Source organism: Pontivivens nitratireducens (genome assembly GCF_014235845.1).
Lineage (GTDB): Bacteria > Pseudomonadota > Alphaproteobacteria > Rhodobacterales > Rhodobacteraceae > Pontivivens > Pontivivens nitratireducens.
The window spans coordinates 76,865-99,487 of the sequence record NZ_JACJUQ010000001.1 but is presented as its reverse complement, the minus strand read 5'-3'; the positions used below and the strand labels follow the sequence as shown (position 1 = coordinate 99,487).

Below are 22,623 nucleotides of genomic sequence, written 5' to 3'. Positions count from 1 at the left end.
GCTCAGAACATGTTGTTGCGGGGGAACCCGCGCGGGGCCATGCGGCCCGTGCCCGCCCGTTTGCCGATCCAGTCCGTCAGATCGGATTGCGTGCGGGTGCGCCCGCCGCTTTCCTTCCATTGCAGCCCGTCGGACAGGGTGAAGGTGATCGCGTCAGACAGGCCGCCATCTTTGTACTTTTGCAGCCTGACGCCCTTGCCCCGCACCATTTCGGGCAATTCGTCCAGACCGAAGACCAGAACCTTTCGATTTTCGCCCACGACGGCGACGTGATCGCCCTGGATCGGCTTGCACACGATCGCCTTCGCATCGCGCACGTTCAGCACCTGCTTGCCCGACCGGGTTTGCGCGATCACCTCAGCCTCGGGCACGATGAAGCCATCCCCGGCGGAGGACGCAACCAACAGCTTGCGCGCGGGGTCGTGTTTGAACAGGGCCAGCGCCTCCGCTTCGTTCGGCAGATCGACCATCAGGCGCACGGGTTCGCCCATGCCGCGCCCGCCGGGCAGGCTGGCGGCGGACAGGGTGTAGAACCGCCCGTTCGTGCCGAACATCACAAGCCGGTCCGTGGTTTCGGCGTGGAAGATGAAGCGCGGGCCGTCGCCATCCTTGAACTTCAGCTCGGAATCGAGGGCGATATGCCCCTTCATCGCCCTGATCCAACCCATTTCGGAGCAGACGACGGTGATCGGCTCACGGTCTATCATCGCCTCCAGGGGGATATCCGCGACGACGGGCGCATCCGCAAAGCCGGTGCGACGTGCACCTGTGGGATAGTCGGCCCCATCGGCCCGCTTCATATCGGCGAGGCTTTCGGCGGCGGTCAGGCCCTTGTACTTCGCCGGCGCGCCGAAGGTCTTGCGCGTGTCGCGAAGCTGGTCGGAGATCCGACCCCATTGCAGATCGTCCGAGGCGAGCATCTCCTCCAGCTCCGCACGCTCCGCGATCAGGGCGTCGCGTTCCTTGCGCAGCTCCATCTCCTCCAGCTTGCGCAGGGACCGCAGGCGCATGTTGAGGATCGCCTCGGCCTGAACGTCGGTCAGCTCGAATTCCGCCATCATCACGGGTTTCGGCTCATCCTCGGTGCGGATGATCTCGATCACCCGATCCAGGTTGAGATAGGCGGTGATGTAGCCTTCGAGCACTTCGAGCCGGTGGGCGATCTTCTCCAGCCGGTGGCGCGAGCGACGCAGCAGCACGTCCCGCTGATGGTCGAGAAAGGCGCGCAGCACCTCACGCAGGTTGCAGACCTGCGGCGTGCGGCCGTCGATCAGCACGTTCATGTTGAGCGAGAAGCGCGTTTCCAGATCCGACTGGCGAAACAGCGCCTCCATCAAGGTTGACGGCTCCACCGTTTTCGCGCGCGGTTCCAGAACGATGCGGATATCCTCGGCGCTCTCATCCCGGATATCGGCGAGGATCGGCAGTTTCTTGGAGTTTATCAGGTCCGCGATCCGCTCGATCAGCTTGGATTTCTGTACCTGATAGGGGATTTCGGTGACGACGATCTGCCACTGGCCACGGCCCAGCTCCTCCACATCCCAGACGGCGCGCAGGCGAAAGGCACCGCGCCCGGTGGCGTAGGCGTCGCGGATGGCGGCGGGGGCCTCAACGATGGTGCCGCCGGTGGGGAAATCGGGACCGGGGATGAACTCCACCAGCTTTTCGATGCCCGCGTTCGGCGTCTTGATGAGGTAGAGCGCGGCGTCGATCACCTCGCTTACATTGTGCGGCGGAATGTTGGTTGCCATGCCCACGGCAATGCCGGTGGACCCGTTCGCCAGCAGGTTGGGAAAGGCGGCGGGCAGCACCTCCGGCTCGCTTTCGGAACCGTCGTAATTGGGGCGGAAATCGACGGCGTTTTCGGCCAGACCGTGCATCATCGCGACAGCGGCGGCGGTCATGCGGGCCTCGGTGTATCGCTGGGCGGCGGGGTTGTCGCCGTCCACGTTGCCGAAGTTCCCCTGCCCGTCCACCATCGGATAGCGGACGTTGAAATCCTGCGCCAACCGCGCGAGGGCGTCGTAAATCGACTGATCGCCATGCGGGTGATAGTTGCCCATCACCTCACCCACGATCTTGGCGCATTTGCGAAACGCGCCGTTCGGGTCCAGCCGCAAGCCGCGCATCGCGTAGAGGATACGACGGTGAACGGGCTTCAACCCGTCGCGCGCATCGGGCAATGCGCGGTGCATGATCGTGCTCAGCGCATATTGCAGGTAACGGTCCCCGATCGCCCGGGCGAGCGGTTCCGAAGTGATATGCCCGCCGTTCGCATCCGCCGGGCCGTCTGTCATGTCGTCGATATCTGCCATGCACAAGGTCTATGGCGGCGCTACAGGACGGTAAAGTGCCAAACGCCACGCCTCACATGATCGCGCCCGCCAAATACCTGCCCGCGACGCGATGGCCCCTTTGCATGTGTGCCCGGGAAAGCTAACTGATGGGGCATGGTACAGGGACCCTTACTCTACGTGATCGGCATTGCCTGCTTGGCGGTACTTGTCGTCCTTCTCATCGGCGTCGGCGGCTTTGCCAAGGGCGGCGATTTCAACAAGAAATATGCCAACAAGATCATGCGCCTGCGGATCTTGTTGCAGTTCGTCGCCGTAATCATCATCGTGATCGGCGTCTGGATCGCACGCGGAGGAAGCTGATGGTCGTTCTCAACAAGATCTACACCCGCACCGGCGATGCCGGCGAAACCGCCCTGGGCAACGGAACGCGGGTCGCAAAACATTCGCACCGGGTCAACGCCTATGGCACGGTGGATGAGGTCAACGCCACCGTCGGTCTGGCCCGGCAGGTCGCGCAGGGCGACATGGATACCATGCTGTCCGCCATCCAGAACGACCTGTTCGATCTGGGCGCGGACCTGTGCACCCCCGATATGGAGCAGGACACGGAGCGTGAATACCCCCCCCTGCGCATGGTCGCCGCCCAGGTGGACCGGCTGGAGCGAGAGATCGACGCTATGAACGCCCGCCTGGACCCCCTGCGCAGTTTCATCCTGCCCGGTGGGTCGGCGCTGGCAGCGCAGATGCATATGTGCCGCACCGTGGCCCGGCGCGCGGAACGTCTGGTCGTGGAACTGGCCGCGGCGGAGGCGGTCAATCCAGCGGCGGTAAAATATCTCAACAGGTTGAGCGACTGGTTCTTCGTCGCAGGCCGGATCGCCAACGATGACGGGCGCGACGACGTTTTGTGGGTGCCGGGAGCGAACCGCTGACGTGACGTTGAATTTGACCTATGCGCGATCCAACACGAGATCCTGAGGACGGGCGCGACATATTCGTGCGCGTTTGCATATGAAAACATCGCATTTGCCATGGTCGCGCGGGAAAGCCCCCGTTAAACAGGCAGCGAAAGAGTCGCCGGGCAATCCGGCCCTAGCAGTGGAGAGACGCAATGAAGGTCCTGGTACCGGTCAAGCGCGTGATCGACTATAACGTTAAAGTCCGTGTGAAGGCGGATGGCAGCGGCGTCGATCTCGCCAATGTAAAGATGTCGATGAACCCGTTCGACGAAATTGCCGTCGAAGAGGCGATCCGCCTGCGTGAAAAGGGTACGGTCGAGGAAGTCGTCGTCGTTTCCATCGGTGTGAAGCAGTCGCAGGAAACGTTGCGCACTGCGCTGGCCATGGGTGCGGATCGCGCGATCCTGATCAATGCCTCCGACGATGTTCACAACGATATCGAACCGCTCGCCGTCGCCAAACTGCTCGCCGCAGTGGTGAAGGAGGAAGAGCCTGATCTGGTCATCGCCGGCAAGCAGGCAATCGACAATGACATGAACGCCACCGGTCAGATGCTGTCGGCGCTGCTGGGCTGGTCGCAGGCGACCTTCGCATCCGAACTGGCGATCGAGGGCGACAGCGCCGTCGTCACGCGGGAGGTCGATGGCGGTCTTCAGACCATCAAGGTCAAGATGCCCACAATCGTTACCGTCGATCTGCGCCTGAACGAGCCGCGCTACGCCTCGCTGCCCAACATCATGAAGGCCAAGAAAAAGCCGTTGGAGGAAAAGACCCCCGCCGATTACGGCGTGGATGTCGCCGCCCGGTTGAGTGTCGTCAAGACCACCGAACCGCCCGAGCGGTCGGCAGGTGTCATGGTCGAATCCGTCGAGGAACTGATCGGAAAACTGAAAAACGAAGCGGGAGTCATCTGATATGGCCGTTCTTCTTCTTGCAGAAGTCAATTCTGGCGAACTGTCCATGGACGCCACCGCGAAGGCTGTCACGGCCGCGAAATCGCTGGGCGATGTGACGGTTCTGTGCGCGGGCGCCTCTGCCGCCGCAGCGGGTGAAACCGCCGCGACCATCGACGGTGTAGCCAAAGTCCTGGTCGCGGAGGACGCATCGCTGGGTCACCGCCTGGCCGAGGCGACGGCGGATCTGATCGTGTCGCTGGCCGGGGATTATTCCCACATCCTTGCCCCCGCGACCACGGATGCGAAAAACATCATGCCGCGCGTCGCGGCCCTGCTGGACGTCATGGTGATCTCCGACGTGTCAGGCGTCGTCGATGCCGATACGTTCGAGCGTCCGATCTACGCGGGCAATGCCATCCAGACCGTGAAGTCTTCCGACGCGACCAAGGTCGTGACGATCCGCACCTCGACCTTCGATGCGGCGGGCGCCGGTGGCTCCGCCCCTGTCGAGACGGTCGACGCACCGGCAGCATCCGGGCTATCCGAATGGGTCGAGGACAAGATCGCCGAGAGCGATCGCCCCGATCTGACCTCGGCCAAGATCGTCGTCTCCGGCGGACGCGGCGTGGGGTCGGAGGAAAACTTCGCCATCGTCGAGAAGCTGGCGGACAAACTGGGCGCGGCTGTAGGTGCCTCGCGCGCGGCGGTCGATTCGGGCTACGCCCCCAATGACTGGCAGGTCGGCCAGACCGGCAAGGTCGTGGCGCCGGACCTCTACATCGCGATCGGCATCTCGGGTGCGATCCAGCATCTGGCCGGGATGAAGGATTCCAAGATCATCGTTGCGATCAACAAGGACGAGGAAGCACCGATCTTCCAGGTTGCGGATTATGGCCTTGTCGCAGACCTGTTCGACGCCGTGCCCGAGTTGGAGAAGGCTCTCTCCTGATCCGTTAGAACCATCAGACGGAACGGGGCGCCAACTGGCGCCCCCTTTTCTTTTGTGGTCAGGTTCTCCGAATGGCGACCGCAGTTCAGGCAAGTGCGGATCAGTCTATCCGACGCACGACCACGTGGTTGCCGGTGTCGCGGCTCAACTCGAACGCGCCGGTCTTCTGCACCAGTTTGGACAGGCTGGGGCACCCATAGGTCCGCGCGTCGAAATCCGGGCGGGCATTGCTGATCCGCTGTCCCAATACGCCGAGCGACACCCAGTCGTCCTCACCCTCAAGCTCCGCCATCGCGGACCGGATGATCGGCACGGCGGCGGAGGGTGCCTGCGTCTTGCGCCGTTCAGGCGTGCCCGCATCGGCCGCGCCATTCATCAGGTTTTCGTTGTAAATGAAACGGGTGCAGGCCGCGCGGAACGCTTCGGGAGTCTTCTGCTCGCCAAAGCCGTAGACGACTGCGCCCTCCTCCTTGATCCGTTGCGCAAGACGGGTGAAATCACTGTCGGAGGAGATCAGGCAGAACCCGTCCACATTGCCCTTGTGCAGCAGGTCCATCGCATCGATCACCATCGTGATGTCAGAGGCGTTTTTCCCCTTCACATATGCCGGCTGATGCGTCGGGATCAGCGCATGCGTGGCAAGCTTCTTCTCCCACCCCTGCATTTCGGATCGGGTATAATCACCGTAGATACGGCGCACATTCGCCTCACCCAGGCGTGCGATTTCATCGAACAGCGCCTGTGCGACATTGTGATTCGTGTTGTCCGCGTCAATCAGAACCGCGAGTTTGAGGGAGTCAGCCATGATTACACCAGTATGGGTCAGGTTCGAAACAGGTAGCCCGTAAACCCGACTGAGCAACTTACATCAAGGACAAACCGAGCAATCGGGACAATGGATCGGACAGCAGCTGCGCTGCCTCGTAATGCATGACATGCGAGGGGCAACGGCGCGCAACGCGGGGTGGTTTCAAACCCGGAATACGGGGCCCGTCCGCCGCCTCCGCCGAGGCGACATATTCGACATATATGTCCGCATAGGGGCGCAATTCGTCGATCATCGCACGATCCACAAAGGGCGGTGCCATTTCACGGGCAATGGACGGCTGCATCCTATCTGCATCGTCGGGAGAGGAATCGGAGAACCAGAACAGAATCTTCGGCGTTTCGATATCCGTCATCAGTTCGCGCATCCGTGCCAGCCAGGCCTGTCGCATTTCCAATTCGACGACGGCGAACCGGTCCTTGCTGACCTTGTGCAGGGCGATCAGCATGTTGTGCACGAACCGGAACTGCGAAAACTCCACCTCAGGATACAAGGCCTGCAACATGGGGCTGACCGTCCGCAACCGCAGGTTCCGCCGCGTATAGACGGAATACAGCCGGTTGGACACGACATGCGCGCCCATGACCGCGATCACACAGGCACGGGCATTCGAGCAGGCTTCGAGCAGGACAGGATCCTTGAGAAAGAAGCTGGCCCCGGCGCCCGGCGTTCCCCAATTTGCACAGACATGGCCGAAATGATCCTCAAGCTGAACTGGCCAAGGCTCCTGCGCGAACCGTCCATATGTCTCCGAGCCGCCGATACAGGCGATATAGGGTTTCTTGAGGTTGGGTTTCGGCCCGCGAAACACCTGCCGCGAGCGTCCCCAGCGATATTCCCGATAATTCAGACCCGTCGCCAGCACCGACTGAAAATTCATCATCCACTCCCCCCACAATCCAATGATTTGCGTAAGGCAGAAATATTAACGGACCCTCAACATCTTGCGGACAATGCTTCGGAATGCCTATTGTCGCGGTGCAACATGTGAGGGGCTTGCCGATGGATATCAAAACAGTTGGCGTCGTGGGCGCCGGGCAAATGGGCAACGGAATCGCCCATGTCTTCGCCCTCGCCGGGTTCGACGTGACGATGACGGATATCTCGCCAGAGGCGCTCACCGCATCCGTGGACAAGATCGCCGCGAACCTGGATCGGCAGGTCACGCGGGAGAAAATGACACAGGCCGAGCGGGACGCGGCCATGTCGCGAATCACCACGACCGGCACCCTGACCGATCTGGCGAAGCTGGACCTCGTCATCGAGGCCGCGACCGAGAAGGAAGCCGTCAAGCACGCCATTTTCGCCGAGTTGCTGCCGCATCTGGGCGAACAGACGATACTGACCTCCAACACGTCCTCGATTTCCATCACGCGCCTTGCGTCCCAGACCGACCGGCCGGAACGATTCATGGGCTTCCACTTCATGAACCCGGTTCCGGTGATGCAACTGGTGGAACTGATCCGCGGCATCGCCACGGACAATGCAACCTACAGGTCGCTCGAAGCGGTGGTGGAAAAGCTGGGCAAGACTTCCGCCAGCGCCGAGGATTTCCCCGCCTTCATCGTCAATCGCATTCTGATGCCGATGATCAACGAAGCGATCTATACACTATATGAGGGCGTCGGCTCCGTTCAGAGCATCGACACCTCGCTGAAGCTGGGCGCGAACCATCCGATGGGGCCGCTGGAATTGGCCGATTTCATTGGTCTGGACACCTGCCTGGCCATCATGAACGTCCTGCATGACGGGCTGGCCGACACGAAATATCGCCCCTGCCCCTTGCTGACGAAATATGTCGAGGCGGGCTGGCTGGGACGCAAGACCGATCGCGGATTCTACGATTATCGGGGCGAAATGCCGGTTCCGACACGGTGAACCGGGGCAGATTTGGCCGGATTTCAGGAACAACGTGGTAACGCGCCCGTGACTGTTCTGGATAAAGATACAATCTGTTTGTCGCAATCGTAGGTGACAAGCATGGCCTGTCGCGCCCATTGTAGGAAAATTCAACTGGAAACGAGAGGATTTTCCAATGTTCCTGCGCCGCGTATCCCTTGCCACTGCCCTGACCCTGGCCCCGCTGGCGGCGTTCGCCCAGTGGCAGGCCGATCCCTCGCATACCTCCGTCACGTTCGAGGTCGATCATCTGGGCTTCTCCGTTCTGCACGGACGGTTCCAGAACATCGACCCCGTCGTTTCGTTCGACCCCGAGGATATCGAAGCGACGGAAATTTCCGTCACCATCGACGCCAGTTCCGTCTATTCGGGGTGGGAGAGCCGTGACGAGCATCTTACGCAGGGGGATTTTCTGAACGCTGAGGAATTTCCTGAAATCACCTTCGTGTCCACCTCCGTTGCGCAAACGGGTGAGGACACCGCCGACATCACCGGCGATCTGACGATGCTGGGGCAGACGCGGGAAGTGGTCTTTGCCGCCACGCTCAACCAGATCGGCCCGTTCCCGTTCAATCCCGAAATGCAGGTCGCGGGCTTCACCGCGACAGGCAGCGTGGATCGCACGGAATTCGGAATGGACTTTGGCGCTCCGGTGATCCCGGCCGTCATTCCGGTTACGGTCAATCTGGAAATGATCAAGCAGTAGAATGCTGCCCGGGGCGGCAATGGCCCGCCCCGGCCACATCTGGAACACATCATGCCGTTTCTGAATTCCGAACGAAGCTGGGGCATGCCCACGCGTCTGATACACTGGATTACCGCTGGCATCGTGTTGTGGATGCTGGGGCTGGGCGTCTACATGACGAACTTCGTGCCCGATCCGCTGGACCAGTTCGCGCTGACGCAAATTCACAAGAGCTGGGGATTTGTGGTTTTCGTTCTGGCCGTGATCCGGGTCGTATGGATGAGCTTTTCGCGCAAGCGGCCCGGCCTGCCTGCCGATACGCCCAGATTGCAGGCGCGCGTGGCCAAGGCGTCTCATCTGATCCTGTACGTCATGCTGTTCCTGATGCCGTTGAGCGGTTGGGCCATGTCGGCTGCCGCGCCGTTGCAGGATCTGCTGAATATCGACAACATGGTTTTTGACTGGTTCGCGATGCCGGACCCCTGGGTTCCCGGTGTCTCATGGGTCGAGAAGCTGGCGCGAGGCATTCATTTCTGGTCGAGCATCGTGCTGAGCGTGACGCTGTTTGCGCATGTCGGCGGCGCTATATTGCACGGCTTCGTCATTCGGGACGATGTCCTGCGACGCATGACCTTCGGTCGGGACAGGCCGGCGCTGGATTAACAGCGGTTTGGGAGGTTCCGGCCCGTCGGGGCGTAGCCTTGCCAAAACCTAGTCAGGCTCACCAAACTTGTTGAGGACCAGTGCCTTCAGATCCTCTGCCAGCAGTGCGGATTCGGGGCCGTGGGTCACCACCTCGATCCGGGTTCCCTGCGCGCCCTCCAGCATCAGCAGACCCATGATTGAGTCGCCGGAAACAGTTTCACCGTTGCGTGTGACCGAAGCGGTCGCGTCGCGGGCCTCGACACATTCGACGAAGCGGGCGGAGGCGCGGGCGTGCAGCCCTTTGCGGTTGGTTATATCAAGTGTGAATTTCATAGGCTCAGCAGGCAACGACAGAGGAAGGGGCGGGCGCGTGACGGGCATCCAGATAACGGTGCCCCGCATCGACCGCCGCGTTGATCGCATCGGCCCGTGGCAGGTGCCGCGACTTCGCCAGTTGCACCAGCATCGGCATGTTGGCCCCGTATAGCATATCCATCCCGTGGCGCATGGACGCCTTCATCGCGAGGTTCGAGGGGGTGGAGCCGAACAGGTCCGTCACCAGGATCACGCCCTGCCCCTGATTGACCTCATCCGACGCGGTCGCGATCTGATCCTGTCGGGTTTCCAGCTTGTCATCCGGGCCGACGGAAATGGCGCGCACACCCTTCAACGGCCCGACGACATGTTCAAGCGCAGCGAGATATTCCTGAGCGAGCCCACCATGGGCCACAATGACGATACCGATCAAACCCGGTTTCACCCTTCTTTGCCCGAAGCGGCGACCGTTGCTTCGGATGCCGTTTTCCGGTCGAGTTCCCTGTGACGAATAGACACGCGTGTTTCCGCCTGCGCAAGACGTTTCCCGATCGCCTCAGCCATATAGACGGAGCGGTGTTGCCCCCCGGTACATCCGAATCCCAGACTGAAATATGCCTTGCCCTCATCACGATAGGCGGGAATCAGCAGGTCGAGCAAGGCACAGACCTGATCGTGGAACGCATCGTGGCGCGGGTCGGACTGAACATAGCGGGCCACTGCCTCATCCAGTCCGGTCAGGGCGCGCAGCTCGGGCTGCCAATGGGGATTTTGCAGGAACCGGCAGTCCAGCACCATGTCCAGACCGCGCGGGATGCCACGTTTGTAGGAAAACGACTGGACGCTTACGGACAGGCCGGTGCGCCCTTCGGGGCCGAACCACGTGGCGATCTCCGCCTTCAGATCGTGCGGCGACAGGTCGGTGGTGTCGATGACGATATCGGCGCGATCCTTTAGACCGCTGAGCATGTCCACCTCACGCGCGACGGCGGTGGCGGCGGCCTCATCGTCGAGCGGATGGCGGCGGCGGGTTTCGGAAAACCGGCGTGACAGAACCTCTTGCGTGCAGTCGAGATATAGCAGCTTGCCCGCGACGCTCGGCTCCTCCTGCATCCAGGACACGATGTCGAGCAGGTTGCCGGCGGAAAAGCCCCGCGTGCGGACATCCACACCGATGGCCAGCGGCCCTCGGGCCTCACCAGTGGCGACCTGTTCGATCAGAGACAGGGGCAGATTGTCGATCACTTCGAAACGCAAATCCTCCAGCGCCCGGATCGCCGTCGTGCGCCCCGCACCGGATGGGCCGGTCACGAGCACCATCGGCGTTCTATCGTGAATCCCCTTTGTCATGTTCGCGTCCGCCCTCGTCGATCAATTCGATTTCGTCACGTAGCCATAGTTCGATCACACTGCAAAGTTGCAAGACCGACCTGCCAGCGATCCGACGCAATGTAATGCCGCGATGATGCCAGGTCAGCGGATCCGGCTGCCGCCCATCCGGTGTCGCGTCCAGATCCACCACCAGCGATAGCGCCGCGTATGGACGCGGTATCACACGTCCGATGCCGATGCCACGCAACTCGACCAACCCACGCAACGTATCGGGGGCGGAGGCGATCAGTTGACCGTCGCGCGGTTCGATCCTGACCCTGTCATCCGCCACCAGCCTGGCCCCGCGCGCCATCAGGTCCAGCGCGAGGGCGCTCTTGCCCGACCCTGCGGCCCCGACGATCAGGACCGCCCGTTGCGGCCCTGCTATAACAGTGCCGTGCACGGTCACAATGGCAGTTCCACGGTAAATTGCGCCCCTGTAACTTCACCTGCCGCATCGGTCAGGTTCCGGGCGAAGATATGCCCGTTATGCGCCTCGACGATCTGTTTCGAGATCGCGAGGCCGAGGCCCGAATGGGTGCCGAATGTCTGCCCCGGCCGTTCGGAATAGAAACGGCTGAAGACATCCGTCAAATTGTCGGCGGGAATGCCCGGCCCCGTGTCCGACACGGTGACGATGGCCTGCCCGTCCGCGATCGAAACCCGTACCGTCACGCGCCCCCCCGGCGGTGTGAAGCTGACCGCGTTGGTAATCAGGTTGACCACGACCTGCGCCAGCCGCCCCTCCAGCCCCTGCACGATAACGGCTGGCTCCGGTGTTTCGGCGCTCAGGACGACCTCGCGCTTGCTCGCCTCACCCTGATTGTATTCGACCAGCGCGGTTACCAGAGCGTTCAGATCGAAGGGCTCCATCTCCTCACGCACCAGTTCACTGTCCAGCCGCGACGCGTTGGAGATATCGGTGACCAGCCGGTCCAGCCGCTGCACGTCACTGGCGATCACGTCCAGCAGGCGTTTGCGCTGCTCGTCCGTCTTGGCATATTCCATCGTCTCCACCGCGGATCGCAGCGAGGTGAGGGGATTCTTGATCTCATGCGCGACGTCGGCGGCAAAAACCTCGTTTGCCTCGATCCGTTCGTACAGCGCCTGCGTCATCAGGATCAGCGCACGGCTGAGGTTCCCGATCTCATCCGGGCGTCCCGTCAGATCGGGGAAGTGAATACGCTCCGGCGCCATGTCACGGGTCGAGCGGCTGGCCCGCTGCGCCGCATTCGCCAAGGCCCGCAGCGGGCGGGCGATCGAATTCGCGAGAACAACCGACAGCGCAATCGAGACCGTCAGCGCCAGCAGGAACATCGTCATCATCTGTCGCCGCTCGTTGGAGACCAGTTGCGAGATATCGCCGCTGCGCGTGGACATCACCAAAGCGCCCACCGGTTGGTTCCGCGAGATCACGGGCAGCGACACCGACAGGATATAATCGCCGGCATCATCGCTGCTGACGATCTGCCGGGCCTGCCCGGACAACGCGTCCTCGACCATATTATCGAGGACTTCGCGCGTCAGGGTCGCGCCCGACCCCTCCCTGCGCCGCAGCAGTGCGGAGATACGGTCTATCACCGTATCGAACAGATAAACGGCGACCTGCCCGGCGGATGTGACCTCGCCTTCCTCCACCTGCGGCCGCGCCTGTTCCGCCGCGCTCAGACTGTCGGACAGTAAATCACCGTCCATACCGTACAGCCGGACCCGCGAGCCAGTGACAGGGCCGACCGACCGGACCACCTCATCCGCGACATCCATGTTCAGGACCGTCCCGTCGGCCTGAACGCCGAATTGATGGATGGTGCGGGCGATCAGCAATCCGTCGCGAACCAGGCCCTGCGCGCGTTGTTCCACCAGCGACCGCTCGAACTGGCTGAGGAACAATATCCCGATTACCAGTGTCGCCTGCGCCAACAGGTTGAAGAACACGATCTTTCGCGCGATGGGCGATGTGGAATACAACTCGTCGGGCGTATCGTCCTGATCGCGGTCAGCTGATTGCGACGCGGCGATGGTCAGACCGCCTCCACGCTCCAGTCGTGGCAGCGACAGCCCCCTGCGCTTGTTTCGATCCCGCACGCTAGACCTCGGTGAACCGATACCCGATTCCGTACAAGGTCTCGATCGAGGAGAAGCCATCGTCGATGCGCTTGAACTTCTTGCGCACCCGCTTGATATGGCTGTCGATGGTGCGGTCGTCGACGTAGACCTGATCGTCGTAGGCGGCGTCCATCAACTGATCGCGATTCTTCACAAAGCCCGGTCGCTGGGCCAGCGCTTCGAGAATCAGGAACTCTGTCACGGTGAGGGACACCGGGTTGCCGTCCCAGCTAACGATGTGGCGCAGCGAATCCATGGTCAGCTTGCCGCGATGCATGATCGTGTCGGCCTCGTTTTCCGGCTCCAACCGTGCGGCACGACGACGCAGCACGGCGCGGATACGCTCCAGCAGCAAACGCTGCGAAAATGGCTTGCGAACGTAGTCGTCCGCGCCCATGCGCAGACCCAGAACCTCGTCGATCTCCTCATCCTTGGATGTCAGGAAGATCACGGGCATATCGTTCTTCTGCCGCAACCGCCGCAGCAATTCCATGCCGTCCATGCGCGGCATCTTGATGTCGAGCACGGCCAGATCGGCCTCGCCTTGGGACAAGGCTGGCAAAGCGGAGGCGCCATCCGAGAAGGTCGTTACCTCGAACCCCTCCCCCTCCAGAACCATCGCGACGGAAGTCAGGATATTTTGATCGTCGTCAACCAGTGTAATCCGGTGCATGTGGTGGCCCCCAAGCCTGAGACTCTCGTTTCTGGACTATCGTCGAACACAAACGCAGTGTCACGTATTTGCTTCATTTCAGGTTAAGCAGGACAATCCAAAGCGGTTGCGGAATAAAGTAACAAAAAATGCGGGCTGGAATTGCGCAATGTTGCCGGTTAAGGAAAAGCGTCATCGCATGATTCAGGTGCTCGCGCACTGTCGGACTGGCCCTCCGGCGGTATCATGCAGATAGAGACGCGGGGCGCGCCGCCAAGGTATTCGCGCGCCTCATATCCGCAGGAGCACAGTCCGAAATGGAGACTGGCAAGGTCAACCCGGACCAAACACTCGAACGGAACGGCATCAAAAATGTCGGCACCGTACATTACAATCTGCTCGAACCGGCGCTGGTCGAAGCCGCTGTAAAACGCGACGAGGGCACGCTGGGTGAGGGGGGGACGTTCCTCGTCTCCACCGGCAAGCACACAGGTCGGTCGCCCAAGGACAAGTTCGTCGTGGCCGAACCCTCGGTCGAGGACAGCATCTGGTGGGAGAACAACCCCCCCATGCAGCCCGACGCATTCGCACGCCTTCGCGCCGACATGCTCGCCCATGTCGAGGGGGGCGAACTGTTCGTGCAGGACCTGTACGGCGGCGCGGATCCCGATCATCGCCTGAACGTGCGCGTCGTGACGGAACTTGCCTGGCACAACCTGTTCATCCGCCACCTGCTGCGCCGGCCGGAGATGGAGGAGCTGGAAAGCTTCGTTCCCGAATTCACGATCATCAACTGCCCGTCGTTCAAGGCGGACCCCGAGCGACATGGATGCCGGTCCGAAACGGTGATCGCGCTCAGCTTCGAGACCAAGACGATCCTGATCGGCGGCACCTCCTACGCGGGCGAAAACAAGAAAAGCGTGTTCACGCTGCTCAACTACCTGTTGCCTGCGAAGGGCGTGATGCCGATGCACTGCTCGGCCAACCACGCACAGGGGGATTCCGACGATGTCGCGGTATTCTTCGGACTGTCAGGCACGGGCAAGACGACGCTCAGCGCGGATCCGGGCCGTATCCTGATCGGTGACGATGAACATGGCTGGTCGGACAACGGCGTCTTCAACTTCGAGGGTGGCTGCTACGCCAAGACCATTGACCTGAACCCCGAGGCAGAGCCGGAAATCTACGGCACGACCAAGATGTTCGGCACCGTGATCGAGAACATGGTCTTCGATCCGCATACGAAGGCGCTGGATTTCAAGGATGACAGCCTGACGCCGAACATGCGCTGCGCCTATCCGCTGGACTACATCTCGAACGCATCCGACACGGCGCGGGGCGGAATGCCGCGCAATATCGTCATGCTGACCTGCGATGCGTTCGGCGTGCTGCCCCCCATCGCACGGCTGACGCCGGCGCAGGCGATGTACCACTTCCTCAGCGGTTTTACCTCCAAGGTGGCCGGAACCGAAAAGGGCGTGACCGAGCCTTCGCCCACATTCTCCACCTGCTTCGGCGCGCCGTTCATGCCGCGACGCCCCGAGGTTTATGGCGCGCTGCTGCGGGAGAAGATCGCTGAACATGGCGCGACCTGCTGGCTGGTAAACACCGGCTGGACCGGCGGGGCCTATGGCATCGGATCGCGGATGCCGATCCGCGCCACGCGCGCCTTGCTGACGGCGGCACTGACCGGCAAACTGGACGATGCGCAATACCGCCGCGACGAGAATTTCGGCTTCGAAGTGCCGGTCGCGGTCGCAGGCGTGTCCGACCTGCTGCTGGACCCGCGCCGCACCTGGGACGACAAGTCGGCCTATGATGCGCAGGCCCGCAAACTGGCGGAGATGTTCGCGCAGAACTTCGCCCAGTACGAGGCCCATGTGGACGATGAGGTGATGCAGATCGCCGTCACCGCCGCCTGAGCATCCTGAACATGACGGGCGCATCCTGACCGGTGCGCCCGTATTCTTCTGTCCTCAAATATCCCCGCCGGAGGCGCTATTCATCATAGCGCGCCAGTTCGATCAGATTGCCATCCGGATCGTTGAAATAGATCGAGACGATAGGCCCACGCGCCCCCGATTTGGTCACCGGACCTTCCACCACCTCCACACCCTGCGTCGCCAGATGCGCCAGCACGTCGGCATCGCCGGTCTCACGCACCAGGCACAGATCGCCGCTGCCAATGGCGGCATTGTTGCGTTGCTCCTGCCCCAGAACCTGCAAATTGATCTTCTGATCCCCGATTTGCAGCGCCCGCCGCCCCTGCGCGAAGGTCACGGCCTGCACCCCCAGAACGCGGGTGTAGAATGCCACGGCGTCGTCGATATCGCGCACGGTCAGCACGACATGATCTATGGACAGGGCGAGCGGCATGGCGTTCTCCGACAAAGCTTGACCGGACCCTACGCTACTGGCATCCGCTGAATTATGAAAGCTGATCGCCACCCTGTCGCCGCCGCCTGCGGCCACCCGCTGACCACACAGGCCGCCCATGATGTGCTGTGCGCGGGCGGCAGCGCCGTGGATGCGTGCATCGCCGCCGCCCTGATGGCCTGCGTGGTGGAGCCTGTGCTGGCAGGTCCGATGGGCGGCGGCTTCATGATGCTGTGCCCGGCGCAAGGGTCAGCGCGGGTGCTTGATGGCTTCGTCCAGACACCCCGTCGGCGCATCCCGGTGGAGGTTCACAGCATCGAGGCTGATTTCGGGGATACCCGTCAGATATTCCACATCGGTCCGGGCACGATCGCGACGCCCGGCCTGATACCGATGCTGTTCGAGGCGCATGCCCGCGCGGGCCGGATGTCGATGACCGACCTTGCCCAACCGGCCGTCACCGCCGCCCGCGCGGGCCATGTCGTCACGACCTTTCAGGCGGAGGTCGCGCGCATCACCCGCCCGATCCTCAGCCACATTCCAGCCACCGCGCAACGCTTCGGCATGGCGGAGCGGCCCCTGCAGGCCGGCGATCATCTGCGCACGCCCGATCTGGCCGACGCGCTGGAGGTTCTGGCAATCGAAGGCGCGCGCCTGTTCACCGAAGGTGAGGTCGCGCAGGCGCTTTTGTCGTTGGACGGTATCGCACTGACCGGCGAGGATCTGCGCCGCTATGCGCCCAGATGGCGGGAAGCGCTGCACATGTCGCGACACGGCTGGGACATGGCGCTGACGCCCTCCCCCTCCATCGGGGGAACGCAAATCGCGCTTATGCTCGATGCTATGCCGCAGGGGGTGACCCCCGCGCTGCTGTTCAGGGCGCAAACGGAATTGCTGGATCTGCGCGCGCAGTCGTCCGATCCACTGACCTTCGATCCGGCGCTGGTGGCCCAGTTGCGGCGCACGCTGGCCGGTCATGCAGCCCGCCAACGCGGCACCACGCATATTTCCGTCACCGATCGGGGCGGAATGGGCGCGGCGCTGACGCTGTCGAATGGCACGGGTGCGGGTGTCATCGTGCCCGGCACCGGCATCATGCCCAACAACATGCTGGGTGAGGAGGACCTGCTGCCGGGCGGGCCGGAAAGCTGGGCGCCGGATGTCCGTCTTGCCTCCGCCATGTGCCCGATGTGCCTGCGCGCGCCGGACGGTTCGGTCACGATGATGGGGTCGGGCGGGTCCAGCCGCATCCGCACTGCGCTCAGCCAAACGGCTTTGCACCTGATCGCGGGTCAACCGCTGGAGGACGCGGTGATGGCCCCTCGGCTGCACCTGGATATCGCGAATGGCGCCGTGATGGCGGAGCCGGGAAACGAGTGCTGGACCGACGCCTTGCGCGTTCTGCCTGCGGACGTGACGATCTGGCCCGAACGCTCAATGTATTTCGGCGGCGTCCATGCGGTACGCAGCACCCGGGGTGGCGTCACGGCTGTCGCGGATCCCCGGCGCGACGGTGTGGCATTGACTTAGCCCAGCAGGCCGCGCCGCAGAAGGTTCAATCCCGCCACGATCAGGACCAGCAGGGTCACCTTGCGGAAGGTTTCCTGCTCCAGCCGGTCCTGCACCAACAGGCCCACCGCCATGCCGCCGAATGCAGGTGCGATCAACATTACGGACAAGGGCAATGTCGTCGCGTTCAACACGCCGGTCGAACCGTGGACCGAGATCACGACCAGCAGCCCCAGCAGGAAGATCACGCCCTGCACGCGCACCATCTCGACCTTGGGGACTTCACGCGCCAGCAGATACAACACGACCGGCGGCCCTGTTACCGCCGCGAGACCGCCGAATATACCTGCCAGAACGCCGGAGATCACCGCCGCGATCCGGCTCGCCCCGATCACGGGGCCGGGCCGCCATCCCGCCAGTTGCACGATCGCGAAGAACGTGACACCGACGCCAAGGATGACAAACAGCACCTCCGTCGACAGGATGCTGACCAGCGGCGCGACCAGCCCCATAACACAGATGATCAGCAGAACGTAGAGCCGGAACGCCCAGAAGCTGCGCCACGCCGCGCGGGGCCCGTCGCGGAACGCCTGCCAGACATTGGTCAGCATCGCCGGCAGCATGACCGCCGCGACGGCCACAGGGGCCGGCAGCATCGAGCCGATGCCGCTGACCGCCAGCATGGGCAGCGCAAAACCGACCGCGCCCTTCACAAATCCTGCGAAGAACATGATCGACATTGCGATCAGAATCAAATCAAGGTCGATGCTGGTGAAAACCGGTGTGAAGAAAATCATGCGGCGGAGTTGGCATTTCCAGCACGCAAAACGCAATGCTAATAAGAGTGCGCCTTACCGCCGCACGGCGCACGATTGTTGCGAGGCGATCTTGACCCTGCGCGCGCCGCCTCATAATGTCCGCGCAATCGCAAAATAATTGTGCGCCGCACCATCAAGAGGCCCGACTCATGAAAGACACGCCGATGACCAAGGATCGCATTATCCCCAAAGCACAGGCTGCTGTCGCCCCCCTTCAGGCCCTTCGTGCCGATGCCGTGGACGCGCTGGGGAAACTCACGGAAACAGCCAGCGTCGATTCGGTGCAATACGATGCCCACGGCGTCGCGTGGGTGTCCACCTATTGCGAAGCTCTGGTTCAGCTCATCGATTGGGCATCCCGCCTGGACGCGCAGGGCGCGTTTGGTGAGATGGAGGAGCTGATCCTGACCATCGGCCTGGGCGAATACCTGTCGCAACTGGGCAGCGGCATCGCGATGAGCCAGGGCGAGATATTCCGCCTTTCCGAACTGGGATTGCACCTGCCCGAACCCCTGACCGCCCTGATGTCCGGCAACACCGATGCGGCGCGCCAGCGCCTCGCCACGCTGATGGTCGAACGGCAGGGCATCGCCAGCTTCGGTGCGACGGCTTTGGACGAAGAATTCGAGATGATCCGCGAGCAATTCCGACGCTTCGCGGATGAGAAGGTCCTGCCCTACGCGCATCAATGGCATCTGAACGATGAACTGATCCCGATGAGTGTGATCGAGGAGATGTCCGAACTGGGCGTCTTCGGCCTGACCATTCCCGAGGAGCATGGCGGTTTCGGGCTGGGCAAGACGGCGATGTGTGTCGTGTCCGAGGAGCTTTCGCGCGGCTATATCGGCGTCGGCTCGCTGGGCACCCGCTCGGAGATCGCGGCGGAGCTGATCCTGGGCGGCGGCACCGATGCGCAAAAGGCGGAATGGCTGCCCCGCCTCGCCAGCGGTGAAACCCTGCCGACAGCCGTGTTCACCGAGCCCAATACCGGCTCCGATCTGGGCGCGCTCAAGACGCGGGGGATCAAGGACGGTGATGACTGGATCCTGCGCGGCAACAAGACCTGGATCACCCATGCCGGCCGCACCGATCTGATGACCGTGCTCGCCCGGACGGTGCCCGATACGAACGATTATTCCGGCCTGTCGATGTTCCTCGCTCCCAAGACACGTGGCACGGATAGCGATCCATTTCCCGACGCAACGATTGATGGGGGCGAAATCGAGGTGCTGGGCTATCGCGGAATGAAGGAATATACCCTCGCGCTGGACGATCACCGCGTCGCGGGCACTGCCCTGCTGGGTGGCAAGGAAGGCCAGGGTTTCCGCCAGTTGATGCGCACCTTCGAAAGTGCGCGGATCCAGACTGCGGCGCGGGCGATCGGCGTCGCGCAATCCGCGATGGAACTCAGCCTGCAATATGCGCTGGACCGCACCGCCTTCGGCAAACCGCTGATCGATAAGCCACGTGTCTATGCCAAGCTGGCGATGATGGCGGTCGAGATCATGATCGCCCGTCAGCTCACCTATTTTTCCGCCCGGGAAAAGGACGCGGAGCGGCGCTGCGATCTGGAGGCCGGCATGGCCAAGCTGCTGGGTGCCCGCGTCGCGTGGGCTGCTGCGGATAACGGCGTGCAAATCCACGGCGGCAACGGCTTTGCGATGGAATATCCCATCAGCCGCGTGCTGTGCGATGCGCGTATCCTCAACATCTTCGAGGGAGCGGCGGAAATTCAGGCGCATGTCATCGCGCGCCGCCTGCTGGACACGCGGCAGGCGTGATGTGCAAGCGGCGACTTGCCCCGGCGGGGTGTGCGGGGTAGCTCTATGCGAACCCAATCAACGGATACCCCGCCCATGCTGCGCCTCGTGCCCCTGCTGCTGCTCGCCCTCGCCGCCTGTGACACCACCCCGCGTGAGGTCGTCACGCCACCTGCGCCACGCCCTGCCCCCTCCCGCGGGGCGGAGATCGCGGCGTTGGAGACCCCGGACGTCACACCCGATGTGATCCCCACCCGTATCGGTGACGTAGATTGGTCGCTCACCGTGCTCAACGATCGTCTGGTGGGCCAGGTGATGGAGGTAGACCTGTCCGGCGGCCTGATCGACGGCACCGGGCCGTGTCAGGCTATCCGGGGGAATTATTTCGGCACCGGTCCGATTTTCGTCGTCGAGACGATCATCGTGCCCCGTTTGCCCGATTGCGAGCGGTCGAACCTGCAGGAGGAAATCGCCATCGCGATGATCGACGCCCGCTCCGCCGTGGTGGAAAACGGCGTGCTGGTCGTGCGCGATGCGGCGGGGGTCATCCGTCTGGAGTTTCTGCCCCTCTGACCAACTGCGCCACGATGGCACGCTCCGCCTGATCGCGTGCGTCCAGCACGGTCGTCCGGCTCAACGTCGGGGCCAGCCAGCGACGCAGGAAATGCCCGGTCATGCGCAGGGCATCGCGCGTATCGTCCGCCGAGGCATCGCCGCCCATCAGCAGGAACAGCGGCAGCGGCAACAGACGATCCGCCCAGTCACCGGCACCTGCCTGCGACACCGCCCGCCCCGATTTCGGAGATACGAAGCGCAGCTGCTGTGTGCCCCCCGTCACCGCGCAGGTGCTCAGGTCAAGGCCAAATCCCAGATCCGCCAGAAGCGACAACTCCCATTGCGCGTAAAGCTGCGGCCAGTCCGGCTGCCGCGCCAGCGCGTCCAGCAGATCAAGCGTCCTGTCATGCAGTTCCTCGATCGGCTGACGCTCGGGCAGGCAGGAGGTCAGCAGACCCGCCACGGATTGCAAGGTCGCCAGCGCCGCCCGGTCCGCCATGATCGGAACCGCGCGCGACCGCACGGGCTCGGCCACGAACGATCCGATATGATCCTCGATCCGCGCGCGCCATGTCAGGTCCAGTTGCGCCCCGATCTGCAACAGGGGCGCCTGCCTGCGTGATGCCCCGCCGCGCACGACGCCCGCGTGCAGGCCGTGGTCACGGGTCAAAACCTCGATTATGGCGTTCGCCTCACCGTGCCGGCGCACAGACAGCAGGATGCCCTGTTCGCGCCATTCGATCATGCGGCACGGGGCCTCACCGCAGGCCCTCCTGATCCAGCAGGTGACGCCCGGCGCGGTCCTCAACCTCCACGATCCACAGATCGGGATCGGCGGCGCGCTGGCGCGCCAGTTCCGCCTCCACCACCGCATCGTCACCGGCGACCAGTTCCGTCCACACCCGCCGGTAATCCGTGTCGTAGGAGCGGTGGAACGCCTGCGCGGCCCCGTCCAGCGTGTTCAGCTTCACGATCACGGCACCGGCGGTGGGATCGCCCTTTGCTGTCACGAATACCGGGATGTCGTTCAGACGCAGCCGCGCCAGATAGGCGTGGACCCAGAAATCGGAGGTGAGGCGCGGCTCAGCCGCCATCTTTGATGTCGAGCCCCATTTCGGTGAAACGCTCGGCCTCATCCAGCCAGTTCGGCCGGACCTTGATTTGCAGGAACAGATGCACCTTGCGGCCCAGAAATTCCGTCAATTCCTCACGCGCGGCCATGCTGACCGCCTTGATCGTCTCACCCTTCGGGCCCAGGGCGATGCCCTTGTGACCGTCGCGCATGACGTAGATGAGCTGGTCGATCCGCACGGACCCGTCCTTGCGCTCCTCCCAGCTTTCCGTCTCCACCGTCAATTGGTAGGGCAGTTCCTGGTGCAGGCGCAGGGTCAGTTTTTCGCGGGTGATCTCCGCCGCGATCATGCGCAGCGGCAGGTCCGCGATCTGATCCTCGGGATACATCCACGGCCCCTCAGGCACGCGGCCCGCCAGCCAGACCTTGAGGTCATCCACGCCGTAGCCCTTCTCCGCCGAGACCATGAAGATCTGGGCGAAGTCGAACTCCTTCGACATTTCCGCCGTCAGGGCCAGCAGCCGGTCGCGGGGAATGCGGTCGATCTTGTTGATGGCCAGCGCGACCTTCTGCCCCTCGACGTTGCGTTCCTTCAGTGCGGCAAGGATCGCATCGACGCCGTCGGTTTTTCCACGGTGCGCCTCGATCAGCAGCACGACGATGTCCGCGTCCGCCGCACCGGACCACGCCGCCTTGACCATCGCGCGGTCCAGATTGCGGCGCGGGCGGAACAGGCCGGGCGTGTCCACCAGCACCAGCTGGCTGTCGCCCTGCATCGCGACGCCGCGAATGCGCGCGCGGGTGGTCTGTACCTTGTGCGTCACGATCGAGACCTTGGCCCCGACCATCGCGTTGGTCAGCGTGGACTTGCCTGCATTCGGCTCCCCTATCAGGGCAACAAAGCCTGCGCGGGTCTGTTTTTGCTCACTCATG

25 protein-coding genes are annotated in these 22,623 nt (G+C 62.9%); 11 read left to right on the top strand and 14 right to left on the bottom strand.

The features are described from left to right. Positions 1-2: 2 nt before the first annotated feature. Positions 3-2,315, bottom strand: coding sequence for a DNA topoisomerase IV subunit A (gene parC / locus H1S03_RS00525; RefSeq protein ID WP_185802688.1), 2,313 nt, complete (start codon positions 2,313-2,315; stop codon positions 3-5). 135 nt (positions 2,316-2,450) lie between these two features. Between parC and H1S03_RS00520 the strand changes: the two genes are divergently transcribed. From H1S03_RS00520 to H1S03_RS00505, 4 genes are all read left to right on the top strand, one after another. Then, on the top strand, positions 2,451-2,657 hold the full coding sequence (locus H1S03_RS00520) for a twin transmembrane helix small protein (RefSeq protein WP_185802687.1): 207 nt from the start codon (positions 2,451-2,453) through the stop codon (positions 2,655-2,657). Continuing rightward, complete coding sequence (locus H1S03_RS00515) at positions 2,657-3,229, top strand: cob(I)yrinic acid a,c-diamide adenosyltransferase (RefSeq protein ID WP_185802686.1); 573 nt, start codon at positions 2,657-2,659, stop codon at positions 3,227-3,229. The genes H1S03_RS00520 and H1S03_RS00515 overlap by 1 nt, the downstream gene beginning before the upstream one ends. A gap of 179 nt (positions 3,230-3,408) precedes the next feature. Continuing rightward, complete coding sequence (locus tag H1S03_RS00510; RefSeq protein ID WP_185802685.1) at positions 3,409-4,170, top strand: electron transfer flavoprotein subunit beta/FixA family protein; 762 nt, start codon at positions 3,409-3,411, stop codon at positions 4,168-4,170. 1 nt (position 4,171) lies between these two features. Continuing rightward, positions 4,172-5,101: an electron transfer flavoprotein subunit alpha/FixB family protein gene (locus H1S03_RS00505; RefSeq protein ID WP_185802684.1), complete on the top strand. Its 930-nt coding sequence runs from the start codon at positions 4,172-4,174 to the stop codon at positions 5,099-5,101. 100 nt (positions 5,102-5,201) lie between these two features. On the opposite strand, the gene H1S03_RS00500 is transcribed toward H1S03_RS00505, so the two are convergent. Both H1S03_RS00500 and H1S03_RS00495 read right to left on the bottom strand, forming a co-directional pair. Beyond that, a complete protein-coding gene (locus H1S03_RS00500; RefSeq protein WP_166192964.1) occupies positions 5,202-5,906 on the bottom strand; it encodes an NYN domain-containing protein in 705 nt (234 codons plus the stop codon). Positions 5,907-5,964: 58 nt separating this feature from the next. Next, positions 5,965-6,807, bottom strand: a complete 843-nt coding sequence (locus tag H1S03_RS00495; RefSeq protein WP_185802683.1) for a DUF6473 family protein — start codon at positions 6,805-6,807, stop codon at positions 5,965-5,967. 122 nt (positions 6,808-6,929) lie between these two features. Here H1S03_RS00495 and H1S03_RS00490 point away from each other — a divergent pair, with 122 nt between their 5' ends. From H1S03_RS00490 to H1S03_RS00480, 3 genes are all read left to right on the top strand, one after another. Next, complete coding sequence (locus tag H1S03_RS00490) at positions 6,930-7,805, top strand: 3-hydroxybutyryl-CoA dehydrogenase (protein ID WP_185802682.1); 876 nt, start codon at positions 6,930-6,932, stop codon at positions 7,803-7,805. 157 nt (positions 7,806-7,962) lie between these two features. Beyond that, positions 7,963-8,532, top strand: coding sequence for a YceI family protein (locus H1S03_RS00485; protein ID WP_185802681.1), 570 nt, complete (start codon positions 7,963-7,965; stop codon positions 8,530-8,532). Between the two features lie 84 nt (positions 8,533-8,616). Continuing rightward, complete coding sequence (locus H1S03_RS00480; protein WP_185802680.1) at positions 8,617-9,174, top strand: cytochrome b; 558 nt, start codon at positions 8,617-8,619, stop codon at positions 9,172-9,174. Between the two features lie 48 nt (positions 9,175-9,222). Here H1S03_RS00480 and H1S03_RS00475 read toward each other — a convergent pair whose 3' ends face one another. Genes H1S03_RS00475 through H1S03_RS00450 form a run of 6 tightly spaced genes read right to left on the bottom strand, consistent with a single transcriptional unit; the run spans position 9,223 to position 13,621 of the window. Further along, positions 9,223-9,489 (bottom strand): HPr family phosphocarrier protein, encoded by a 267-nt coding sequence (locus H1S03_RS00475; protein WP_185802679.1) that lies wholly within the window; start codon positions 9,487-9,489, stop codon positions 9,223-9,225. Between the two features lie 4 nt (positions 9,490-9,493). Continuing rightward, positions 9,494-9,904, bottom strand: a complete 411-nt coding sequence (locus H1S03_RS00470) for a PTS sugar transporter subunit IIA (protein WP_166194263.1) — start codon at positions 9,902-9,904, stop codon at positions 9,494-9,496. A gap of 8 nt (positions 9,905-9,912) precedes the next feature. Further along, positions 9,913-10,821, bottom strand: a complete 909-nt coding sequence (gene rapZ, locus H1S03_RS00465; RefSeq protein WP_185802678.1) for an RNase adapter RapZ — start codon at positions 10,819-10,821, stop codon at positions 9,913-9,915. Beyond that, complete coding sequence (locus H1S03_RS00460) at positions 10,799-11,245, bottom strand: HPr kinase/phosphorylase (RefSeq protein ID WP_347339190.1); 447 nt, start codon at positions 11,243-11,245, stop codon at positions 10,799-10,801. The genes rapZ and H1S03_RS00460 overlap by 23 nt, the downstream gene beginning before the upstream one ends. Positions 11,246-11,247: 2 nt before the next feature. Beyond that, on the bottom strand, positions 11,248-12,927 hold the full coding sequence (locus H1S03_RS00455) for a stimulus-sensing domain-containing protein (RefSeq protein ID WP_185802677.1): 1,680 nt from the start codon (positions 12,925-12,927) through the stop codon (positions 11,248-11,250). A 1-nt stretch (position 12,928) separates the two neighbouring features. Then, positions 12,929-13,621 carry a response regulator transcription factor gene (locus H1S03_RS00450; protein WP_185802676.1) on the bottom strand — a complete coding sequence of 231 codons (693 nt, stop codon included), beginning with the start codon at positions 13,619-13,621 and terminating at the stop codon, positions 12,929-12,931. Between the two features lie 296 nt (positions 13,622-13,917). On the opposite strand from H1S03_RS00450, the gene H1S03_RS00445 reads away from it, so the two are divergent. Then, entirely contained in the window at positions 13,918-15,522 is a 1,605-nt protein-coding gene (locus H1S03_RS00445) for a phosphoenolpyruvate carboxykinase (RefSeq protein WP_185802675.1), read from the top strand. A gap of 76 nt (positions 15,523-15,598) precedes the next feature. Here the strand turns inward: H1S03_RS00445 and H1S03_RS00440 are convergent, their stop codons facing one another. Next, positions 15,599-15,976: a VOC family protein gene (locus H1S03_RS00440; protein ID WP_185802674.1), complete on the bottom strand. Its 378-nt coding sequence runs from the start codon at positions 15,974-15,976 to the stop codon at positions 15,599-15,601. 54 nt (positions 15,977-16,030) lie between these two features. On the opposite strand from H1S03_RS00440, the gene H1S03_RS00435 reads away from it, so the two are divergent. Continuing rightward, a complete protein-coding gene (locus tag H1S03_RS00435; RefSeq protein ID WP_185802673.1) occupies positions 16,031-17,506 on the top strand; it encodes a gamma-glutamyltransferase in 1,476 nt (491 codons plus the stop codon). On the opposite strand, the gene H1S03_RS00430 is transcribed toward H1S03_RS00435, so the two are convergent. Further along, positions 17,503-18,282 carry a sulfite exporter TauE/SafE family protein gene (locus tag H1S03_RS00430; protein ID WP_185802672.1) on the bottom strand — a complete coding sequence of 260 codons (780 nt, stop codon included), beginning with the start codon at positions 18,280-18,282 and terminating at the stop codon, positions 17,503-17,505. The two genes, H1S03_RS00435 and H1S03_RS00430, sit on opposite strands and share 4 nt — an antisense overlap. 170 nt (positions 18,283-18,452) lie before the next feature. On the opposite strand from H1S03_RS00430, the gene H1S03_RS00425 reads away from it, so the two are divergent. Next, positions 18,453-20,084: an acyl-CoA dehydrogenase family protein gene (locus tag H1S03_RS00425; protein ID WP_249777755.1), complete on the top strand. Its 1,632-nt coding sequence runs from the start codon at positions 18,453-18,455 to the stop codon at positions 20,082-20,084. Positions 20,085-20,159: 75 nt separating this feature from the next. Continuing rightward, entirely contained in the window at positions 20,160-20,636 is a 477-nt protein-coding gene (locus H1S03_RS00420; RefSeq protein ID WP_185802671.1) for a hypothetical protein, read from the top strand. Here H1S03_RS00420 and recO read toward each other — a convergent pair. The 3 genes from recO to era are packed head-to-tail and all read right to left on the bottom strand — an operon-like array spanning position 20,608 to position 22,622. Further along, on the bottom strand, positions 20,608-21,363 hold the full coding sequence (gene recO, locus H1S03_RS00415) for a DNA repair protein RecO (protein ID WP_185802670.1): 756 nt from the start codon (positions 21,361-21,363) through the stop codon (positions 20,608-20,610). The genes H1S03_RS00420 and recO overlap by 29 nt on opposite strands. Before the next feature lie 13 nt (positions 21,364-21,376). Beyond that, on the bottom strand, positions 21,377-21,712 hold the full coding sequence (locus tag H1S03_RS00410) for a DUF1491 family protein (RefSeq protein WP_185802669.1): 336 nt from the start codon (positions 21,710-21,712) through the stop codon (positions 21,377-21,379). Continuing rightward, a complete protein-coding gene (era, locus tag H1S03_RS00405) occupies positions 21,702-22,622 on the bottom strand; it encodes a GTPase Era (protein ID WP_185802668.1) in 921 nt (306 codons plus the stop codon). Before era ends, H1S03_RS00410 begins: the two co-directional genes overlap by 11 nt. Position 22,623: the final 1 nt, after the last annotated feature.